The 15,385-nt window shown below is 59.8% G+C and carries 25 protein-coding genes; all 25 read left to right on the top strand.

What is annotated here, in order from left to right; translation table 11 throughout:
* Positions 1-147 precede the first annotated feature (147 nt).
* The 25 genes from rpsG (at position 148) to secY (ending at position 15,380) form a co-directional block, all read left to right on the top strand.
* On the top strand, positions 148-618 hold the full coding sequence (rpsG, locus tag DCN14_RS15785; protein WP_006477195.1) for a 30S ribosomal protein S7: 471 nt from the start codon (positions 148-150) through the stop codon (positions 616-618).
* A gap of 123 nt (positions 619-741) precedes the next feature.
* Entirely contained in the window at positions 742-2,844 is a 2,103-nt protein-coding gene (gene fusA, locus DCN14_RS15790; RefSeq protein WP_096508986.1) for an elongation factor G, read from the top strand.
* 41 nt (positions 2,845-2,885) lie between these two features.
* Positions 2,886-4,076, top strand: coding sequence for an elongation factor Tu (gene tuf, locus DCN14_RS15795; RefSeq protein WP_011350666.1), 1,191 nt, complete (start codon positions 2,886-2,888; stop codon positions 4,074-4,076).
* 284 nt (positions 4,077-4,360) lie between these two features.
* Positions 4,361-4,672 (top strand): 30S ribosomal protein S10, encoded by a 312-nt coding sequence (gene rpsJ, locus DCN14_RS15800; protein ID WP_004199280.1) that lies wholly within the window; start codon positions 4,361-4,363, stop codon positions 4,670-4,672.
* A 178-nt stretch (positions 4,673-4,850) separates the two neighbouring features.
* A complete protein-coding gene (rplC, locus tag DCN14_RS15805) occupies positions 4,851-5,501 on the top strand; it encodes a 50S ribosomal protein L3 (protein WP_006752926.1) in 651 nt (216 codons plus the stop codon).
* Positions 5,501-6,121, top strand: a complete 621-nt coding sequence (gene rplD, locus DCN14_RS15810; RefSeq protein ID WP_006477192.1) for a 50S ribosomal protein L4 — start codon at positions 5,501-5,503, stop codon at positions 6,119-6,121. Before rplC ends, rplD begins: the two co-directional genes overlap by 1 nt.
* Positions 6,118-6,432: a 50S ribosomal protein L23 gene (rplW, locus tag DCN14_RS15815; RefSeq protein WP_004199275.1), complete on the top strand. Its 315-nt coding sequence runs from the start codon at positions 6,118-6,120 to the stop codon at positions 6,430-6,432. Before rplD ends, rplW begins: the two co-directional genes overlap by 4 nt.
* 2 nt (positions 6,433-6,434) lie before the next feature.
* On the top strand, positions 6,435-7,262 hold the full coding sequence (rplB, locus tag DCN14_RS15820) for a 50S ribosomal protein L2 (RefSeq protein ID WP_006482900.1): 828 nt from the start codon (positions 6,435-6,437) through the stop codon (positions 7,260-7,262).
* 10 nt (positions 7,263-7,272) lie between these two features.
* The gene (rpsS, locus tag DCN14_RS15825; RefSeq protein ID WP_004199273.1) at positions 7,273-7,548 is read left to right on the top strand and encodes a 30S ribosomal protein S19; all 276 of its coding nucleotides are present in this window, start codon (positions 7,273-7,275) and stop codon (positions 7,546-7,548) included.
* Positions 7,549-7,560: 12 nt separating this feature from the next.
* Positions 7,561-7,890 (top strand): 50S ribosomal protein L22, encoded by a 330-nt coding sequence (gene rplV, locus DCN14_RS15830; RefSeq protein ID WP_004199272.1) that lies wholly within the window; start codon positions 7,561-7,563, stop codon positions 7,888-7,890.
* 11 nt (positions 7,891-7,901) lie between these two features.
* Positions 7,902-8,702 (top strand): 30S ribosomal protein S3, encoded by an 801-nt coding sequence (gene rpsC / locus DCN14_RS15835; RefSeq protein WP_006482899.1) that lies wholly within the window; start codon positions 7,902-7,904, stop codon positions 8,700-8,702.
* Positions 8,703-8,704: 2 nt separating this feature from the next.
* Positions 8,705-9,121 carry a 50S ribosomal protein L16 gene (gene rplP / locus DCN14_RS15840; RefSeq protein ID WP_006482873.1) on the top strand — a complete coding sequence of 139 codons (417 nt, stop codon included), beginning with the start codon at positions 8,705-8,707 and terminating at the stop codon, positions 9,119-9,121.
* A gap of 9 nt (positions 9,122-9,130) precedes the next feature.
* A complete protein-coding gene (gene rpmC, locus DCN14_RS15845; protein WP_006400652.1) occupies positions 9,131-9,325 on the top strand; it encodes a 50S ribosomal protein L29 in 195 nt (64 codons plus the stop codon).
* On the top strand, positions 9,322-9,594 hold the full coding sequence (gene rpsQ, locus DCN14_RS15850; RefSeq protein ID WP_043191859.1) for a 30S ribosomal protein S17: 273 nt from the start codon (positions 9,322-9,324) through the stop codon (positions 9,592-9,594). The genes rpmC and rpsQ overlap by 4 nt, the downstream gene beginning before the upstream one ends.
* Before the next feature lie 309 nt (positions 9,595-9,903).
* On the top strand, positions 9,904-10,272 hold the full coding sequence (gene rplN / locus DCN14_RS15855; protein ID WP_006752929.1) for a 50S ribosomal protein L14: 369 nt from the start codon (positions 9,904-9,906) through the stop codon (positions 10,270-10,272).
* A 9-nt stretch (positions 10,273-10,281) separates the two neighbouring features.
* On the top strand, positions 10,282-10,590 hold the full coding sequence (gene rplX / locus DCN14_RS15860) for a 50S ribosomal protein L24 (RefSeq protein ID WP_006477187.1): 309 nt from the start codon (positions 10,282-10,284) through the stop codon (positions 10,588-10,590).
* A gap of 16 nt (positions 10,591-10,606) precedes the next feature.
* Positions 10,607-11,146: a 50S ribosomal protein L5 gene (gene rplE, locus DCN14_RS15865; protein WP_006477186.1), complete on the top strand. Its 540-nt coding sequence runs from the start codon at positions 10,607-10,609 to the stop codon at positions 11,144-11,146.
* Between the two features lie 7 nt (positions 11,147-11,153).
* A complete protein-coding gene (rpsN, locus tag DCN14_RS15870) occupies positions 11,154-11,459 on the top strand; it encodes a 30S ribosomal protein S14 (protein ID WP_006482884.1) in 306 nt (101 codons plus the stop codon).
* Between the two features lie 14 nt (positions 11,460-11,473).
* The gene (gene rpsH / locus DCN14_RS15875; RefSeq protein ID WP_006477185.1) at positions 11,474-11,869 is read left to right on the top strand and encodes a 30S ribosomal protein S8; all 396 of its coding nucleotides are present in this window, start codon (positions 11,474-11,476) and stop codon (positions 11,867-11,869) included.
* 18 nt (positions 11,870-11,887) lie between these two features.
* The gene (gene rplF, locus DCN14_RS15880; RefSeq protein WP_006758786.1) at positions 11,888-12,418 is read left to right on the top strand and encodes a 50S ribosomal protein L6; all 531 of its coding nucleotides are present in this window, start codon (positions 11,888-11,890) and stop codon (positions 12,416-12,418) included.
* Positions 12,419-12,430: 12 nt separating this feature from the next.
* Positions 12,431-12,796: a 50S ribosomal protein L18 gene (gene rplR, locus DCN14_RS15885; protein WP_006477183.1), complete on the top strand. Its 366-nt coding sequence runs from the start codon at positions 12,431-12,433 to the stop codon at positions 12,794-12,796.
* A 14-nt stretch (positions 12,797-12,810) separates the two neighbouring features.
* Positions 12,811-13,329: a 30S ribosomal protein S5 gene (gene rpsE, locus DCN14_RS15890; RefSeq protein WP_006752931.1), complete on the top strand. Its 519-nt coding sequence runs from the start codon at positions 12,811-12,813 to the stop codon at positions 13,327-13,329.
* Positions 13,330-13,344: 15 nt separating this feature from the next.
* A complete protein-coding gene (gene rpmD, locus DCN14_RS15895) occupies positions 13,345-13,527 on the top strand; it encodes a 50S ribosomal protein L30 (protein ID WP_006400644.1) in 183 nt (60 codons plus the stop codon).
* A gap of 26 nt (positions 13,528-13,553) precedes the next feature.
* Positions 13,554-13,988 carry a 50S ribosomal protein L15 gene (gene rplO / locus DCN14_RS15900; protein ID WP_006477180.1) on the top strand — a complete coding sequence of 145 codons (435 nt, stop codon included), beginning with the start codon at positions 13,554-13,556 and terminating at the stop codon, positions 13,986-13,988.
* A 42-nt stretch (positions 13,989-14,030) separates the two neighbouring features.
* Positions 14,031-15,380: a preprotein translocase subunit SecY gene (secY, locus tag DCN14_RS15905; RefSeq protein ID WP_096504156.1), complete on the top strand. Its 1,350-nt coding sequence runs from the start codon at positions 14,031-14,033 to the stop codon at positions 15,378-15,380.
* The last annotated feature ends 5 nt before the right edge of the window (positions 15,381-15,385 follow it).

Genomic DNA, 15,385 nt, shown 5'->3' on the forward strand with positions numbered 1-15,385 from the left:
AGGGCGGTCAAGGCGGGAGTGCCGGATTGCCGGTGCTGTCGAGTAAGTGGTCACCCGGCCAAGCTGGTTAGTCGTGAAGATGTGATCGGGTTTGTTGGTGGCCGCGGAGCTGGATTCAGCTCCAACTGAACAAGTAAAGGAAGAATCATGCCGCGTCGTCGCGAAGTCCCCAAGCGGGAAGTGTTGCCGGATCCGAAGTTCGGTAACGTTGATGTTGCCAAGTTCATGAACATGCTGATGCTGTCCGGCAAGAAGTCGGTCGCAGAGCGCATCGTTTATGGCGCATTCGAACAAATCCAGACCAAGGGTGGCAAGGACCCGCTGGAAGTGTTCACCGTTGCGCTCAACAACGTGAAGCCGGTGGTCGAAGTGAAGAGCCGCCGCGTTGGTGGTGCCAACTATCAAGTTCCGGTCGAAGTGCGCCCGTCGCGTCGTATGGCATTGGCGATGCGCTGGCTGCGTGAGGCTGCGAAGAAGCGCAGCGAGAAGTCGATGGCTCTGCGTCTGGCAGGCGAACTCTCCGAAGCGGCCGAAGGCCGTGGCGGCGCAATGAAGAAGCGCGACGAAGTTCACCGCATGGCAGAAGCCAACCGCGCGTTCTCGCATTTCCGTTTCTAAGCGCCTGGCTGGGCTGTTTGCGGAAATAAATTCCGGGCGGGTGCGCTTTTCAGGCGCCTCGCCCGTTTGTGTTGAAGCACGATGCAGCCGCGCTGCATCGTGCCATCCCAGTAGAGGATCAAAGTGGCTCGCAAGACTCCTATCGAGCGCTACCGCAATATCGGTATTAGCGCTCACATCGACGCCGGCAAAACGACGACGACCGAGCGTATTCTGTTTTACACCGGTGTGAACCACAAGATCGGTGAAGTCCACGACGGCGCAGCAACGATGGACTGGATGGAGCAGGAGCAGGAGCGTGGCATCACGATCACGTCCGCTGCTACCACGGCCTTCTGGAAGGGCATGGGCGGCAACTATCCGGAACACCGCATCAACATCATCGACACCCCGGGTCACGTCGACTTCACGATCGAAGTGGAGCGTTCGATGCGCGTGCTCGACGGCGCGTGCATGGTGTACTGCGCAGTGGGCGGCGTGCAGCCGCAGTCGGAAACGGTGTGGCGCCAGGCTAACAAGTACAAGGTGCCCCGTCTCGCGTTCGTCAACAAGATGGACCGTACCGGCGCGAACTTCTTCAAGGTCTACGATCAGCTCCGTCTGCGCCTGAAGGCGAACCCGGTTCCGGTCGTGGTGCCGATCGGCGCGGAAGAAAACTTCAAGGGCGTCGTCGACCTGATCAAGATGAAGGCGATCATTTGGGACGAAGCGTCGCAAGGCACGAAGTTCGACTACGTCGACATCCCGGCCGAGCTCGCGGAGACCTGCAAGGAATGGCGCGAAAAGATGGTCGAAGTGGCTGCTGAAGCCAGCGAAGACCTGATGAACAAGTACCTGGAAGAAGGCGATCTGCCGGAAGCCGACATCGTCAAGGCGCTGCGCGACCGTACGATCGCGTGCGAAATCCAGCCGATGCTGTGCGGTACCGCGTTCAAGAACAAGGGCGTGCAGCGTATGCTCGACGCCGTGATCGACTTCCTGCCGTCGCCGGTCGACATCCCGCCGGTCAAGGGCGAACTCGAAAACGGTGAAGCAGCGGAGCGCAAGGCATCGGACGAAGAGAAGTTCTCGTCGCTCGCGTTCAAGATCATGACCGACCCGTTCGTCGGCCAGCTGATCTTCTTCCGTGTGTACTCGGGCGTCGTCAACTCGGGCGACACGCTGCTGAACTCGACCAAGGGCAAGAAGGAACGCCTCGGCCGTATTCTGCAGATGCACGCGAACCAGCGTGAAGAAATCAAGGAAGTCCGTGCGGGCGACATCGCTGCTGCGGTCGGCCTGAAGGAAGCAACCACGGGCGACACGCTGTGCGACCCGGCGAACCCGATCGTTCTCGAACGCATGGTGTTCCCGGAGCCGGTGATTTCGCAGGCTGTCGAGCCGAAGACCAAGGCTGACCAGGAAAAGATGGGCCTCGCGCTGAACCGTCTGGCGCAAGAAGACCCGTCGTTCCGCGTGCAGACCGACGAAGAGTCGGGCCAGACCATCATTTCGGGCATGGGCGAGCTCCACCTCGAAATTCTGGTCGACCGGATGAAGCGTGAATTCGGCGTGGAAGCGACCGTCGGCAAGCCGCAGGTTGCATACCGCGAAACGATCCGTTCGACGGCGAAGGACGTCGACGGCAAGTTCGTCAAGCAGTCGGGTGGTCGCGGCCAGTACGGTCACGCGGTCATCACGCTCGAGCCGAACGAACAAGGCAAGGGCTACGAGTTCTTCGACGAGATCAAGGGTGGTGTGATTCCGCGTGAATACATCCCGGCGGTCGACAAGGGTATCCAGGACACGCTGAAGTCGGGCGTGCTGGCCGGCTTCCCGGTCGTCGACGTGAAGGTTCACCTGACGTTCGGTTCGTACCACGACGTTGACTCGAACGAAAACGCGTTCCGCATGGCCGGTTCGATGGCGTTCAAGGAAGCGATGCGCAAGGCGAACCCGGTCGTCCTCGAGCCGATGATGGCTGTCGAAGTCGAGACGCCGGAAGACTACATGGGCAACGTGATGGGCGACCTGTCGGGCCGTCGCGGCATCGTCCAGGGCATGGAAGACATGGTTGGCGGCGGCAAGATCGTTCGCGCCGAAGTGCCGCTGTCGGAAATGTTCGGTTATTCGACGTCGCTGCGTTCGCTGACGCAAGGTCGTGCAACGTACACGATGGAGTTCAAGCACTACGCTGAAGCTCCGCGCAACGTTGCAGAAGCGATCATCAGCGCGAAGTCGAAGTAAATCTGTAGCTACCAACCGATATTTTTTGAAAGAAGAGAATCATGGCAAAAGGTAAATTTGAGCGGACCAAGCCGCACGTCAACGTTGGTACGATTGGTCACGTTGACCACGGCAAGACGACGCTGACGGCAGCGATCACGACGGTTCTGACGAAGAAGTTCGGCGGCGAAGCGAAGGCTTACGACCAGATCGACGCGGCACCGGAAGAAAAGGCGCGCGGTATCACGATCAACACGGCACACGTCGAGTACGAAACGGCTAACCGCCACTACGCACACGTCGACTGCCCGGGCCACGCTGACTATGTGAAGAACATGATCACGGGCGCAGCGCAGATGGACGGCGCGATCCTGGTTTGCTCGGCAGCAGACGGCCCGATGCCGCAAACGCGTGAGCACATCCTGCTGGCGCGTCAGGTTGGCGTTCCGTACATCATCGTGTTCCTGAACAAGTGCGACATGGTGGACGACGCTGAACTGCTCGAGCTGGTCGAGATGGAAGTTCGCGAACTCCTGTCGAAGTACGACTTCCCGGGCGACGACACGCCGATCGTGAAGGGTTCGGCCAAGCTGGCGCTGGAAGGCGACACGGGCGAGCTGGGCGAAGTGGCGATCATGAGCCTGGCAGACGCACTGGACACGTACATCCCGACGCCGGAGCGTGCGGTTGACGGCGCGTTCCTGATGCCGGTGGAAGACGTGTTCTCGATCTCGGGCCGTGGTACGGTTGTGACGGGTCGTGTCGAGCGCGGTATCGTGAAGGTCGGCGAAGAAATCGAAATCGTCGGTATCAAGCCGACGGTGAAGACGACCTGCACGGGCGTTGAAATGTTCCGCAAGCTGCTGGACCAAGGTCAAGCGGGCGACAACGTTGGTATCCTGCTGCGCGGCACGAAGCGTGAAGACGTGGAGCGTGGCCAGGTTCTGGCGAAGCCGGGTTCGATCACGCCGCACACGCACTTCACGGCTGAAGTGTACGTGCTGAGCAAGGACGAAGGCGGCCGCCACACGCCGTTCTTCAACAACTACCGTCCGCAGTTCTACTTCCGTACGACGGACGTGACGGGCTCGATCGAGCTGCCGAAGGACAAGGAAATGGTGATGCCGGGCGACAACGTGTCGATCACGGTGAAGCTGATCGCTCCGATCGCGATGGAAGAAGGTCTGCGCTTCGCAATCCGCGAAGGTGGCCGTACCGTCGGCGCCGGCGTCGTCGCCAAGATCATCGAGTAAGATCGACGATCCGTGGTCCCTCCGGGGTCCGCGATTCCACGGTAGGCAGTTGTACCGTCGAAACCGGGTGTCCAGTTTGATCTGGCACCCGGTTTTGTCTTTGGGGCGTGCCGTGTTCACCTCGAGAAACCTGCACCACCAATCCGGATTTTCGTGTAGAATCGCGGGCTTAGCAGTGGAAGTGCCGTTCGGAACCTGATGCCTCGCTCCCCGCAGGCAACCTGTTTCGCGTTCTTTTAGTGTCCGGCGATGCAACATCGCCTCGCTCTTTTCAAGGAATCGTCATGCAGCAACAGAAAATCCGCATTCGCCTGAAGGCTTTCGACTATCGTCTGATTGATCAATCGGCTGCCGAGATCGTCGATACCGCGAAGCGGACTGGTGCAATCGTCCGTGGCCCGGTGCCGCTGCCGACGCGCATTCAGCGTTTTGACATCCTGCGTTCGCCGCACGTCAACAAGACGTCGCGCGATCAGCTCGAAATCCGTACCCACCAGCGCCTGATGGACATCGTCGATCCGACCGACAAGACGGTTGACGCGCTGATGAAGCTCGATCTGCCGGCTGGCGTCGACGTGGAAATCAAGCTGCAGTAAGGCTTTCGGCGCCAGCCGGCTTGCCGGGTGGTGCTAAGTCTTTGTATTGCTTGCGGAAATCGAGAAGTCGGGCTATACTGTTTGGCTTTTCGTGTATTCGCGAAAAAAAGTTGGGCCTTGCGTGCCCGGCATTTTGTAAATCAGCCCCGACCAATCGCAGTCGGGAATGGAGAAAATGATGAGCCTTGGACTCGTAGGTCGCAAGGTTGGCATGACCCGTATCTTCACGGCTGAAGGGGATTCGATTCCCGTCACCGTGCTGGACGTGTCGGACAACCGCGTGACGCAGATCAAGACTGTTGAAACCGACGGCTACACGGCCGTGCAGGTTGCATTCGGCTCCCGCCGCGCATCGCGCGTGACGAAGCCGCTGGCAGGTCATCTCGCCAAAGCCGGTGTCGAAGCCGGTGAAATCCTCAAGGAATTCCGCATTGACGCGGCCAAGGCAGCTGAGCTGTCGAATGGCGCCGTGGTCGGTGCTGATCTTTTCGAAGTGGGCCAGAAGGTCGACGTGCAAGGCGTGTCGATCGGTAAGGGCTACGCCGGTACGATCAAGCGTTACAACTTCTCCTCCGGCCGTGCTACCCACGGTAACTCGCGCTCGCACAACGTGCCGGGCTCGATCGGTATGGCGCAGGATCCGGGTCGCGTTTTCCCGGGTAAGCGCATGACGGGTCACCTCGGTGACGTTACGGTGACGGTGCAGAACCTCGAAATCGCTCGTATCGACGCAGAGCGCAAGCTGCTGCTCGTCAAGGGCGCGATTCCGGGCGCGAAGGGCGGCAAGGTTTTCGTGACGCCGGCCGTCAAGACCAAGGGGGCGAAATAATGGAACTCAAGCTCCTGAACGAAAATGGTCAGGAAGGTGCAGTGGTCAACGCGTCGGACGTCGTGTTCGGTCGTGACTACAACGAAGCGCTGATCCACCAGGTCGTCGTCGCGTACCAGGCGAATGCTCGCCAGGGTAACCGCGCACAGAAGGACCGTGAGCAAGTCAAGCACACCACCAAGAAGCCGTGGCGTCAGAAGGGTACGGGCCGCGCTCGTGCCGGTATGTCGTCGAGCCCGTTGTGGCGTGGCGGTGGTCGCATCTTCCCGAACTCGCCGGAAGAAAACTTCTCGCACAAGGTCAACAAGAAGATGCATCGCGCAGGTCTCTGCTCGATCTTCTCGCAGCTGGCCCGTGAAGGCCGTCTGTCGGTCGTCGAGGACATCATCCTCGAAGCGCCGAAGACCAAGCTGCTGGCCGACAAATTCAAGACCATGGGTCTCGACTCCGTTCTGATCATCACGGATACGGTCGACGAGAACCTGTACCTGGCTTCGCGCAACCTGCCGCACGTGGCGATTGTCGAGCCGCGCTACGCTGACCCGCTGTCGCTGATCTACTTCAAGAAAGTGCTGGTCACGAAGGCTGCGGTCGCCCAGATCGAGGAGTTGCTGTCATGAGCGAGATTCGCAAGAACGATCATCGTTTGATGCAGGTCCTGCTCGCGCCGGTGATCTCGGAAAAGGCGACGCTGGTTGCCGACAAGAACGAGCAAGTCGTGTTCGAAGTCGCACCGGACGCCACGAAGCAGGAAGTGAAGGCGGCTGTCGAGCTGCTGTTCAAGGTTGAAGTTGATTCGGTCAACGTGCTGGTTCAGAAGGGCAAGCAAAAGCGCTTCGGCCGTTCGATGGGCCGCCGTAAGGACGTGAAGAAGGCGTACGTTTGCCTGAAGCCCGGCCAGGAAATCAACTTTGAAGCGGAGGCCAAGTAATCATGGCAATCGTTAAAGTTAAGCCGACATCGCCGGGTCGCCGCGCGATGGTCAAGGTGGTCAACAAGAACCTGCACCAGGGCAAGCCGTTCGCGGCACTGCTCGACTCGCAGAGCTCGACCGCCGGCCGTAACAACAACGGCCGTATCACCACGCGTCACAAGGGTGGTGGTCACAAGCAGCACTATCGTATCGTCGATTTCCGTCGCACGAAGGATGGCATCCCGGCAAAGGTCGAACGTCTCGAGTACGACCCGAACCGTAGCGCGAACATCGCGCTGGTGCTCTACGCAGACGGCGAGCGTCGCTACATCATCGCCCCGAAGGGTCTGACGGTCGGCCAACAGCTGATGTCGGGTTCGGAAGCGCCGATCCGTGCAGGCAACACGCTGCCGATCCGCAACATTCCGGTCGGTACGACGATCCACTGCATCGAGATGCTGCCGGGCAAGGGCGCGCAAATGGCGCGTTCGGCTGGCACGTCGGCCATGCTGCTGGCACGTGAAGGCGTCTACGCGCAGGTTCGTCTGCGTTCGGGCGAAATCCGCCGCGTGCACATCGAGTGCCGTGCAACGATCGGTGAAGTTGGCAACGAAGAGCATAGCCTGCGCCAAATCGGCAAGGCTGGCGCGAACCGCTGGCGCGGTATCCGCCCGACGGTGCGTGGCGTTGCGATGAACCCGGTTGATCACCCGCACGGTGGTGGTGAGGGCAAGACGGCTGCAGGTCGCGACCCGGTGAGCCCGTGGGGTACGCCGGCTAAGGGTTACCGCACCCGCAGCAACAAGCGCACGACGACGATGATCGTCCAGCGCCGTCACAAGCGTTAAGGAGTAGGCAATGGCACGTTCTGTTAAAAAAGGTCCGTTCTGCGACGCCCATTTGCTGAAGAAAGTTGAGGCGGCTGCAGCTTCGCGCGACAAAAAGCCGATCAAGACCTGGTCGCGTCGCTCGACGATTCTGCCGGATTTCATCGGCCTGACGATCGCTGTTCACAACGGCCGTCAACACGTTCCGGTGTACATCTCGGAAAACATGGTCGGCCACAAGCTTGGCGAGTTCGCACTGACCCGTACGTTCAAGGGTCACGCAGCCGACAAGAAGGCCAAGAAATAAGGGGCAATCAAGATGGAAGTGAAAGCAATTCATCGCGGTGCCCGCATCTCGGCGCAAAAAACGCGCCTTGTGGCTGACCAGATCCGCGGTTTGCCGGTCGACAAGGCGCTGAACGTTCTGACGTTCTCGCCGAAGAAGGCGGCTGGCATCGTGAAGAAGGTTGTGCTGTCGGCAATCGCGAATGCGGAGCACAACGAAGGCGCTGATATCGACGAGCTCAAGATCAAGAGCATCTACGTCGACAAGGCGGCATCGCTCAAGCGTTTCACCGCGCGCGCCAAGGGCCGCGGTAACCGCATCGAGAAGCAATCCTGTCACATCACTGTGACGGTCGGGAATTAAGGAGCCATACGATGGGACAGAAAATTCATCCGACTGGCTTCCGCCTGGCTGTCAGCCGCAATTGGGCTTCGCGTTGGTACGCGAACAACAACAATTTCGCGGCGATGCTGCAGGAAGACATCGGTGTTCGTGAATACCTGAAGAAGAAGCTGAAGAACGCTTCGGTCGGTCGGGTCGTCATCGAGCGTCCGGCGAAGAACGCGCGCATCACGATTTACAGCTCGCGTCCGGGCGTGGTCATCGGCAAGAAGGGCGAGGATATCGAACAGCTGAAGACGGAACTGCAACGCCGCATGGGCGTGCCGGTTCACGTCAACATCGAAGAAATCCGCAAGCCGGAAACCGATGCTCAACTGATCGCCGACTCGATCACGCAACAGCTCGAGCGCCGGATCATGTTCCGTCGCGCGATGAAGCGTGCGATGCAGAACGCGATGCGTCTGGGTGCCCAGGGCATCAAGATCATGAGCGCAGGCCGTCTGAACGGTATCGAAATCGCTCGTACGGAGTGGTATCGCGAAGGTCGCGTGCCCCTTCATACGCTGCGTGCCGACATCGACTACGCAACTTCGGAAGCGAAGACGACCTACGGCATCATCGGCGTCAAGGTGTGGGTATACAAGGGCGACACGCTCGGCCGCAATGACGCGCCGGTGGTCGAAGAAGTAGCCGAAGACAAGCGTCCGCGTCGCAATGCGCGTCCGGGCGACCGTCGTCCGCGCCGTGATGGCGAAGGCGGCGCTCCGGGTGCTCGTCGTGGCGCACCGCGCCGCGGCGCCGGCAAGCCGGAAGACGGCAAGACTGGAGAATAACGATGCTGCAACCGAAACGCAGGAAGTATCGCAAAGAGCAGAAGGGTCGTAACACCGGCAAGGCGACGCGCGGCAACGCAGTGTCGTTCGGTGAATTCGGCCTGAAGGCGATCGGTCGCGGCCGTTTGACCGCGCGTCAAATTGAAGCAGCGCGTCGTGCAATGACGCGTCACATCAAGCGTGGCGGCCGCATCTGGATCCGGATCTTCCCGGACAAGCCGATTTCGCAAAAGCCGGCAGAAGTGCGTATGGGTAACGGTAAGGGTAACCCGGAGTACTACGTCGCTGAGATCCAGCCGGGCAAGATGCTCTATGAAATGGACGGCGTAACCGAAGAACTGGCACGCGAAGCGTTCCGTCTGGCTGCAGCCAAGCTGCCGCTGAAGACGGCATTCATCGTGCGCCAGCTCGGCGCCTAAGGAGAAAACATGAAGGCTTCCGAACTTCTCCAGAAAGACCAGGCCGCGCTCAACAAGGAGCTGGCGGACCTGCTGAAGGCGCAATTCGGCCTGCGCATGCAACTCGCGACCCAGCAACTCACGAACACGAGCCAGCTGAAGAAGGTTCGTCGCGACATCGCACGTGTGCGGACCGTCATGACTCAGAAGGCGAACCAGAAATGAACGATAGCGTGAAAACCTCGCTGAAGCGGACGCTGGTCGGTCGGGTCGTCAGCAACAAGATGGACAAGACCGTCACCGTGCTGATCGAGCACCGCGTCAAGCACCCGATCTACGGCAAGTATGTCGTGCGCTCGAAGAAGTACCACGCGCATGATGAAGCGAACACCTACAACGAGGGTGACCTCGTTGAAATCCAGGAAACTCGTCCTCTTTCGAAGACGAAGGCCTGGACGGTGTCGCGCCTCGTCGAAGCAGCTCGCGTCATCTAAGCGGGCAGCGCAGTAGGCAGTAACAGGCACTTCGCCATGAAGTGCTTGAAATCGCAAAGTTTTTGCTTGCGTGACCAGGGTTATTTGTTATAATCCTGGTCTTCCCTCTTTATGGGAGCCCCGTCGCGGGCGAAGTTGGTGGGGGAAGCGGACTGGCGCCAGCCTGTCTGAAAGATTCACCGAATTGCGATGGCGGGTTTCGTTTGCCGTCGCTGCTGTTCCAACCCAAGCAGCCGATTGGCTGACGGGACCAAGACTGACCGAATGCATCATGGTGGTGCATCCGGATTAAGTTGGGAAAGACAAACCATGATCCAGACCGAATCTCGGCTCGAAGTAGCCGACAACACGGGTGCACGTGAAGTCATGTGCATCAAGGTGCTCGGCGGCTCGAAGCGTCGTTATGCCGGCATTGGCGACATCATCAAGGTGACCGTCAAAGAAGCAACGCCGCGCGGGCGCGTGAAGAAAGGCGAAATTTACAACGCCGTGGTGGTCCGCACCGCCAAGGGCGTTCGCCGTCAAGACGGCTCGCTGATCAAGTTCGACGGCAACGCCGCTGTGCTTTTGAATAACAAGCTCGAGCCGATCGGCACCCGTATCTTCGGGCCGGTGACGCGTGAGCTGCGTAGCGAACGATTCATGAAGATCGTTTCGCTGGCGCCGGAAGTGCTGTAAGGAGTCGCGATGAACAAGATTCGCAAGGGTGACGAAGTCATCGTCGTCACTGGCAAAGACAAGGGCAAGCGCGGCGTCGTGCTGGCTGTCGGTGCAGAACATGTGACGGTTGAAGGTATCAACCTCGTCAAGAAGCATGTGAAGCCGAACCCGATGAAGGGTACGACGGGCGGCGTGGAAGCGAAGACGATGCCCCTGCATATTTCGAACGTCGCACTGGTCGACGCGAATGGCAAGGCGTCGCGTGTTGGCATCAAGGTCGAGGAAGGCAAGAAGGTTCGCTTTCTGAAGACGACCGGTGCCGTACTGAGCGCCTGACGCAGCGGAGTAAAAAATGGCTCGTTTTCAAGAGTTTTACAAAGAAAAGGTTGTGCCCGGCCTGATCGAGAAGTTCGGTTACAAGTCGGTCATGGAAGTGCCGCGCATCACCAAGATCACGCTGAACATGGGTCTTGGCGAAGCGATCGCTGACAAGAAGATCATCGAGAACGCCGTTGGCGACCTCACGAAGATCGCTGGTCAGAAGCCGGTCGTCACGAAGGCGCGCAAGGCAATCGCAGGCTTCAAGATCCGTCAGGGTTACCCCATCGGCGCGATGGTGACGCTGCGCGGTCAAGCGATGTACGAATTCCTCGACCGTTTCGTGACCGTTGCCCTGCCCCGCGTGCGTGACTTCCGCGGCGTGTCGGGTCGTGCCTTCGATGGCCGTGGCAACTACAACATCGGTGTGAAAGAGCAGATCATTTTCCCCGAAATCGACTACGACAAGATCGACGCACTGCGTGGGCTGAACATCAGCATCACGACGACTGCGAAGACCGACGACGAAGCAAAGGCTCTGCTCGCCAGCTTCAAGTTCCCGTTCAGAAACTGAGGTTACCGTGGCTAAACTGGCACTGATCGAACGTGAAAAGAAGCGCGCCCGCCTGGTCGCGAAGTTCGCAGCAAAGCGCGAAGCGCTGAAGGCGATCGTCGAAGACCAAAGCAAGTCGGAAGAAGAGCGCTACGAAGCACGCCTGGAGCTGCAGCAACTGCCCCGCAACGCAAACCCGACCCGCCAGCGTAACCGCTGCGCGATCACGGGCCGTCCGCGTGGCACGTTCCGTAAATTCGGCCTCGCGCGTAACAAGATTCGTGAAATCGCATTCCGTGGCGAGATTCCTGGCCTGACCAAGGCGAGCTGGTAATAGGAGAAACGTAAATGAGCATGAGTGATCCTATCGCCGATATGCTGACTCGCATCCGCAACGCGCAGATGGTCGAGAAGGTATCGGTTGCGATGCCCTCGTCGAAGGTCAAGGTTGCAATCGCGCAAGTCCTGAAGGACGAAGGTTATATCGACGATTTCGCCGTCAAGGCGGAAGGTGCGAAGTCCGAACTGAATATCGCGCTGAAGTACTACGCAGGCCGCCCGGTCATCGAACGCCTCGAGCGCGTGTCGAAGCCTGGTCTGCGCGTGTACCGCGGCCGTAACGACATTCCGCAGGTCATGAACGGCCTGGGTGTGGCAATCGTGTCGACGCCGAAGGGCGTGATGACCGACCGCAAGGCGCGCGCTACCGGCGTCGGCGGCGAAGTCATCTGCTACGTTGCTTAAAGCCGAGGAGAGAGAAACATGTCTCGAGTAGGTAAAAGCCCGATCGCGCTGCAAGGCGCGGAAGTCAAGCTGGCCGACGGTGCAATCACCGTCAAGGGGCCGCTGGGCACCATCACGCAAGCGATCAATCCGCTCGTGAACGTGGCGAACAACGACGGCACGCTGAATCTGTCGCCGGTCGACGAAAGCCGCGAAGCAAATGCACTGTCGGGCACGATGCGCGCGATCATCGCGAATGCCGTGCACGGCGTGACCAAGGGTTTCGAGCGCAAGCTGACGCTGGTTGGCGTCGGTTATCGTGCGCAAGCGCAAGGCGACAAGCTGAACCTGTCGCTGGGTTTCTCGCACCCGGTGGTGCACCAGATGCCGGAAGGCGTCAAGGCTGAAACCCCGACGCAAACCGAAATCGTGATCAAGGGGATCAACAAGCAACAAGTCGGTCAAGTAGCTGCGGAAGTTCGCGGTTACCGTCCGCCGGAGCCGTACAAGGGCAAGGGCGTGCGCTATTCCGACGAGGTTGTGATCCTCAAAGAAACGAAGAAGAAGTAAGGGTGCGCAATCATGGATAAGACTCAATCTCGCCTGCGCCGCGCTCGCCAGACGCGTATCAAGATCGCTGAGCTGCAGGTCGCGCGTCTCGCCGTGCATCGCACGAACACGCACATCTACGCTCAAGTGTTCTCGCCCTGCGGCACCAAGGTGCTCGCCAGCGCGTCGACGCTCGAAGCAGAAGTGCGCGCCGAACTGGCCGACAAGTCGGGCAAGGGCGGCAACGTTAATGCCGCGACGCTGATCGGCAAGCGTATTGCCGAGAAGGCAAAGGCTGCCGGCATCGAATCCGTCGCCTTCGACCGCTCGGGCTTCCGCTACCATGGCCGCGTCAAGGCGCTGGCTGAGGCAGCTCGCGAAGCTGGGCTCAAGTTCTAAGGAAGGAATTCGTCATGGCAAAGATGCAAGCGAAAGTTCAGGCTGACGAGCGCGACGACGGCCTTCGCGAAAAGATGATTTCGGTCAATCGCGTGACCAAGGTCGTGAAGGGTGGCCGTATTCTCGGCTTCGCCGCACTGACCGTGGTTGGCGATGGTGATGGCCGCATCGGTATGGGCAAGGGCAAGGCGAAGGAAGTGCCGGTCGCTGTCCAGAAGGCAATGGAACAAGCTCGCCGCAACATGTTCAAGGTGCCGCTCAAGAACGGCACGCTGCAGCACGAAGTGCACGGCAAGCATGGCGCATCCGCTGTCCTCCTCGCTCCGGCGAAGGCAGGTACGGGCGTGATCGCCGGCGGCCCGATGCGCGCAGTGTTCGACGTGATGGGCGTTCAGAACGTCGTGGCGAAGAGCCACGGTTCGACGAACCCGTACAACCTCGTTCGCGCCACGCTGGACGGTCTGCGCAAGCAGTCCACCCCGGCAGACATCGCGGCGAAGCGCGGCAAGTCCGTCGAAGATATTTTGGGCTAAGCCCGGGTGGTCACCATGTCTGAAAAAACTGTCAAGGTTCAGCTCGTGAAGAGCCTGATCGGGACCCGCGAATCGCACCGCGCTACCGTGCGTGGCCTGGGCCTGCGCCGACTCAATTCGGTTAGCGAGCTGCAGGACACGCCGGCGGTCCGCGGCATGATCAACAAGGTCTCGTACCTCGTTAAGGTCATCGCGTAAGCGGCCCTACGGATCAAGGAGTTGATATGGAATTGAATAACCTGAAGCCGGCCGCTGGTGCAAAGCACGCCAAGCGTCGCGTCGGCCGCGGCATCGGTTCGGGCCTCGGCAAGACGGCTGGCCGTGGTCACAAGGGTCAGAAATCGCGTTCGGGCGGCTTCCACAAAGTCGGTTTCGAAGGCGGTCAGATGCCGCTGCAACGTCGTCTGCCGAAGCGCGGCTTCACGTCGCTGACGAAGGAATTCGTCGGTGAAGTGCGCCTCTCCGACCTCGAGAAGCTGCCGGTCGACGAGATCGATCTGCTCGCACTGAAGCAAGCCGGCCTGGTCGGCGAGCTGACGAAGAGCGCAAAGATCATCGCGACGGGCGAACTGAAGCGCAAGATCGTCGTGAAGGGTCTCGGCGCCACCAAGGGTGCGCGCGCTGCGATCGAAGCGGCTGGCGGTTCGTTCGCCGAGTGACACGCGTAGCGCGTCGTTACTTGCATTCATCGGAGAAGGTACTTGGCTAACAGCCCGAGTCTTGCAAAACCCGGTCGAAGCACGGCGAAATTCGGCGATCTGCGCCGGCGAGCGATGTTCCTGCTCCTGGCGCTGATCGTCTATCGCATCGGCGCGCACATCCCCGTGCCGGGCATCGATCCGGATCAACTGGCGAAGCTGTTCCAGAGCCAGGCGGGCGGCATCCTGGGCATGTTCAACATGTTCTCGGGTGGCGCGCTTTCCCGCTTCACGATCTTTGCGCTGGGGATCATGCCGTACATCTCGGCGTCGATCATCATGCAGCTGTTGGCGATCGTCTCGCCGCAGCTCGAGGCGCTGAAGAAGGAAGGGCAGGCAGGGCAACGGAAGATCACGCAGTACACGCGGTATTTCACCGTGGTGCTCGCGACCTTCCAGGCGTTCGGTATCGCGGCTGCGCTGGAAAACCAGCCGGGCCTCGTCATCGACCCCGGCATGCTGTTCCGTCTGACGACGGTCGTGACGCTGGTGACCGGTACGATGTTCCTGATGTGGCTGGGTGAGCAGATCACCGAGCGCGGTCTGGGCAACGGTATCTCGATCATCATCTTCGGCGGGATCGCAGCAGGGTTCCCGAATGCCGTGGGTGGGTTGCTCGAACTGGTGAAAACGGGTTCGATGGGGCCGTTCTCGGCGATCATCATCGTCGTTCTGATTGCCGCGGTGACTTACCTGGTCGTGTTCATCGAACGCGGTCAGCGCAAGATCCTCGTGAACTACGCGAAGCGTCAGGTTGGCAACAAGATCTACGGTGGGCAGTCGTCGCACTTGCCGCTGAAGCTGAACATGTCGGGCGTGATTCCGCCGATCTTCGCGTCGTCGATCATCCTGTTTCCGGCCACGATTCTTGGCTGGTTCAGCACGGGTCAACCGACGGGAGGCTGGCTCTCCAACACGTTGCATGACGTCGCGGAGGCACTGAAGCCGGGTCAGCCGGTCTATGTGCTGCTGTACACGCTGGCAATCGTGTTTTTCTGCTTCTTCTACACCGCGCTGGTGTTCAACAGCAGGGAAACCGCAGACAACCTGAAGAAGAGCGGCGCGTTTGTTCCGGGCATCCGTCCGGGCGACCAGACCGCACGATATATCGACCGCATCCTCACGCGTCTGACGCTGGCCGGTGCGATCTACATCGTCTTCGTGTGTCTGCTGCCGGAATTCCTGGTGCTGCGCTGGAACGTGCCGTTTTATTTTGGTGGAACGTCGCTGCTGATCATTGTCGTCGTCACGATGGACTTCATGGCGCAGGTGCAGTCGTACGTTATGTCGCAACAGTATGAGTCGCTGCTCAAGAAGGCAAACTTCAAGGGTGGCAACATCCCAATGCGTTAATTCAG

It is taken from the genome of Burkholderia sp. IDO3, from assembly GCF_003366075.1.
Classification (GTDB): Bacteria; Pseudomonadota; Gammaproteobacteria; order Burkholderiales; family Burkholderiaceae; genus Burkholderia; species Burkholderia anthina.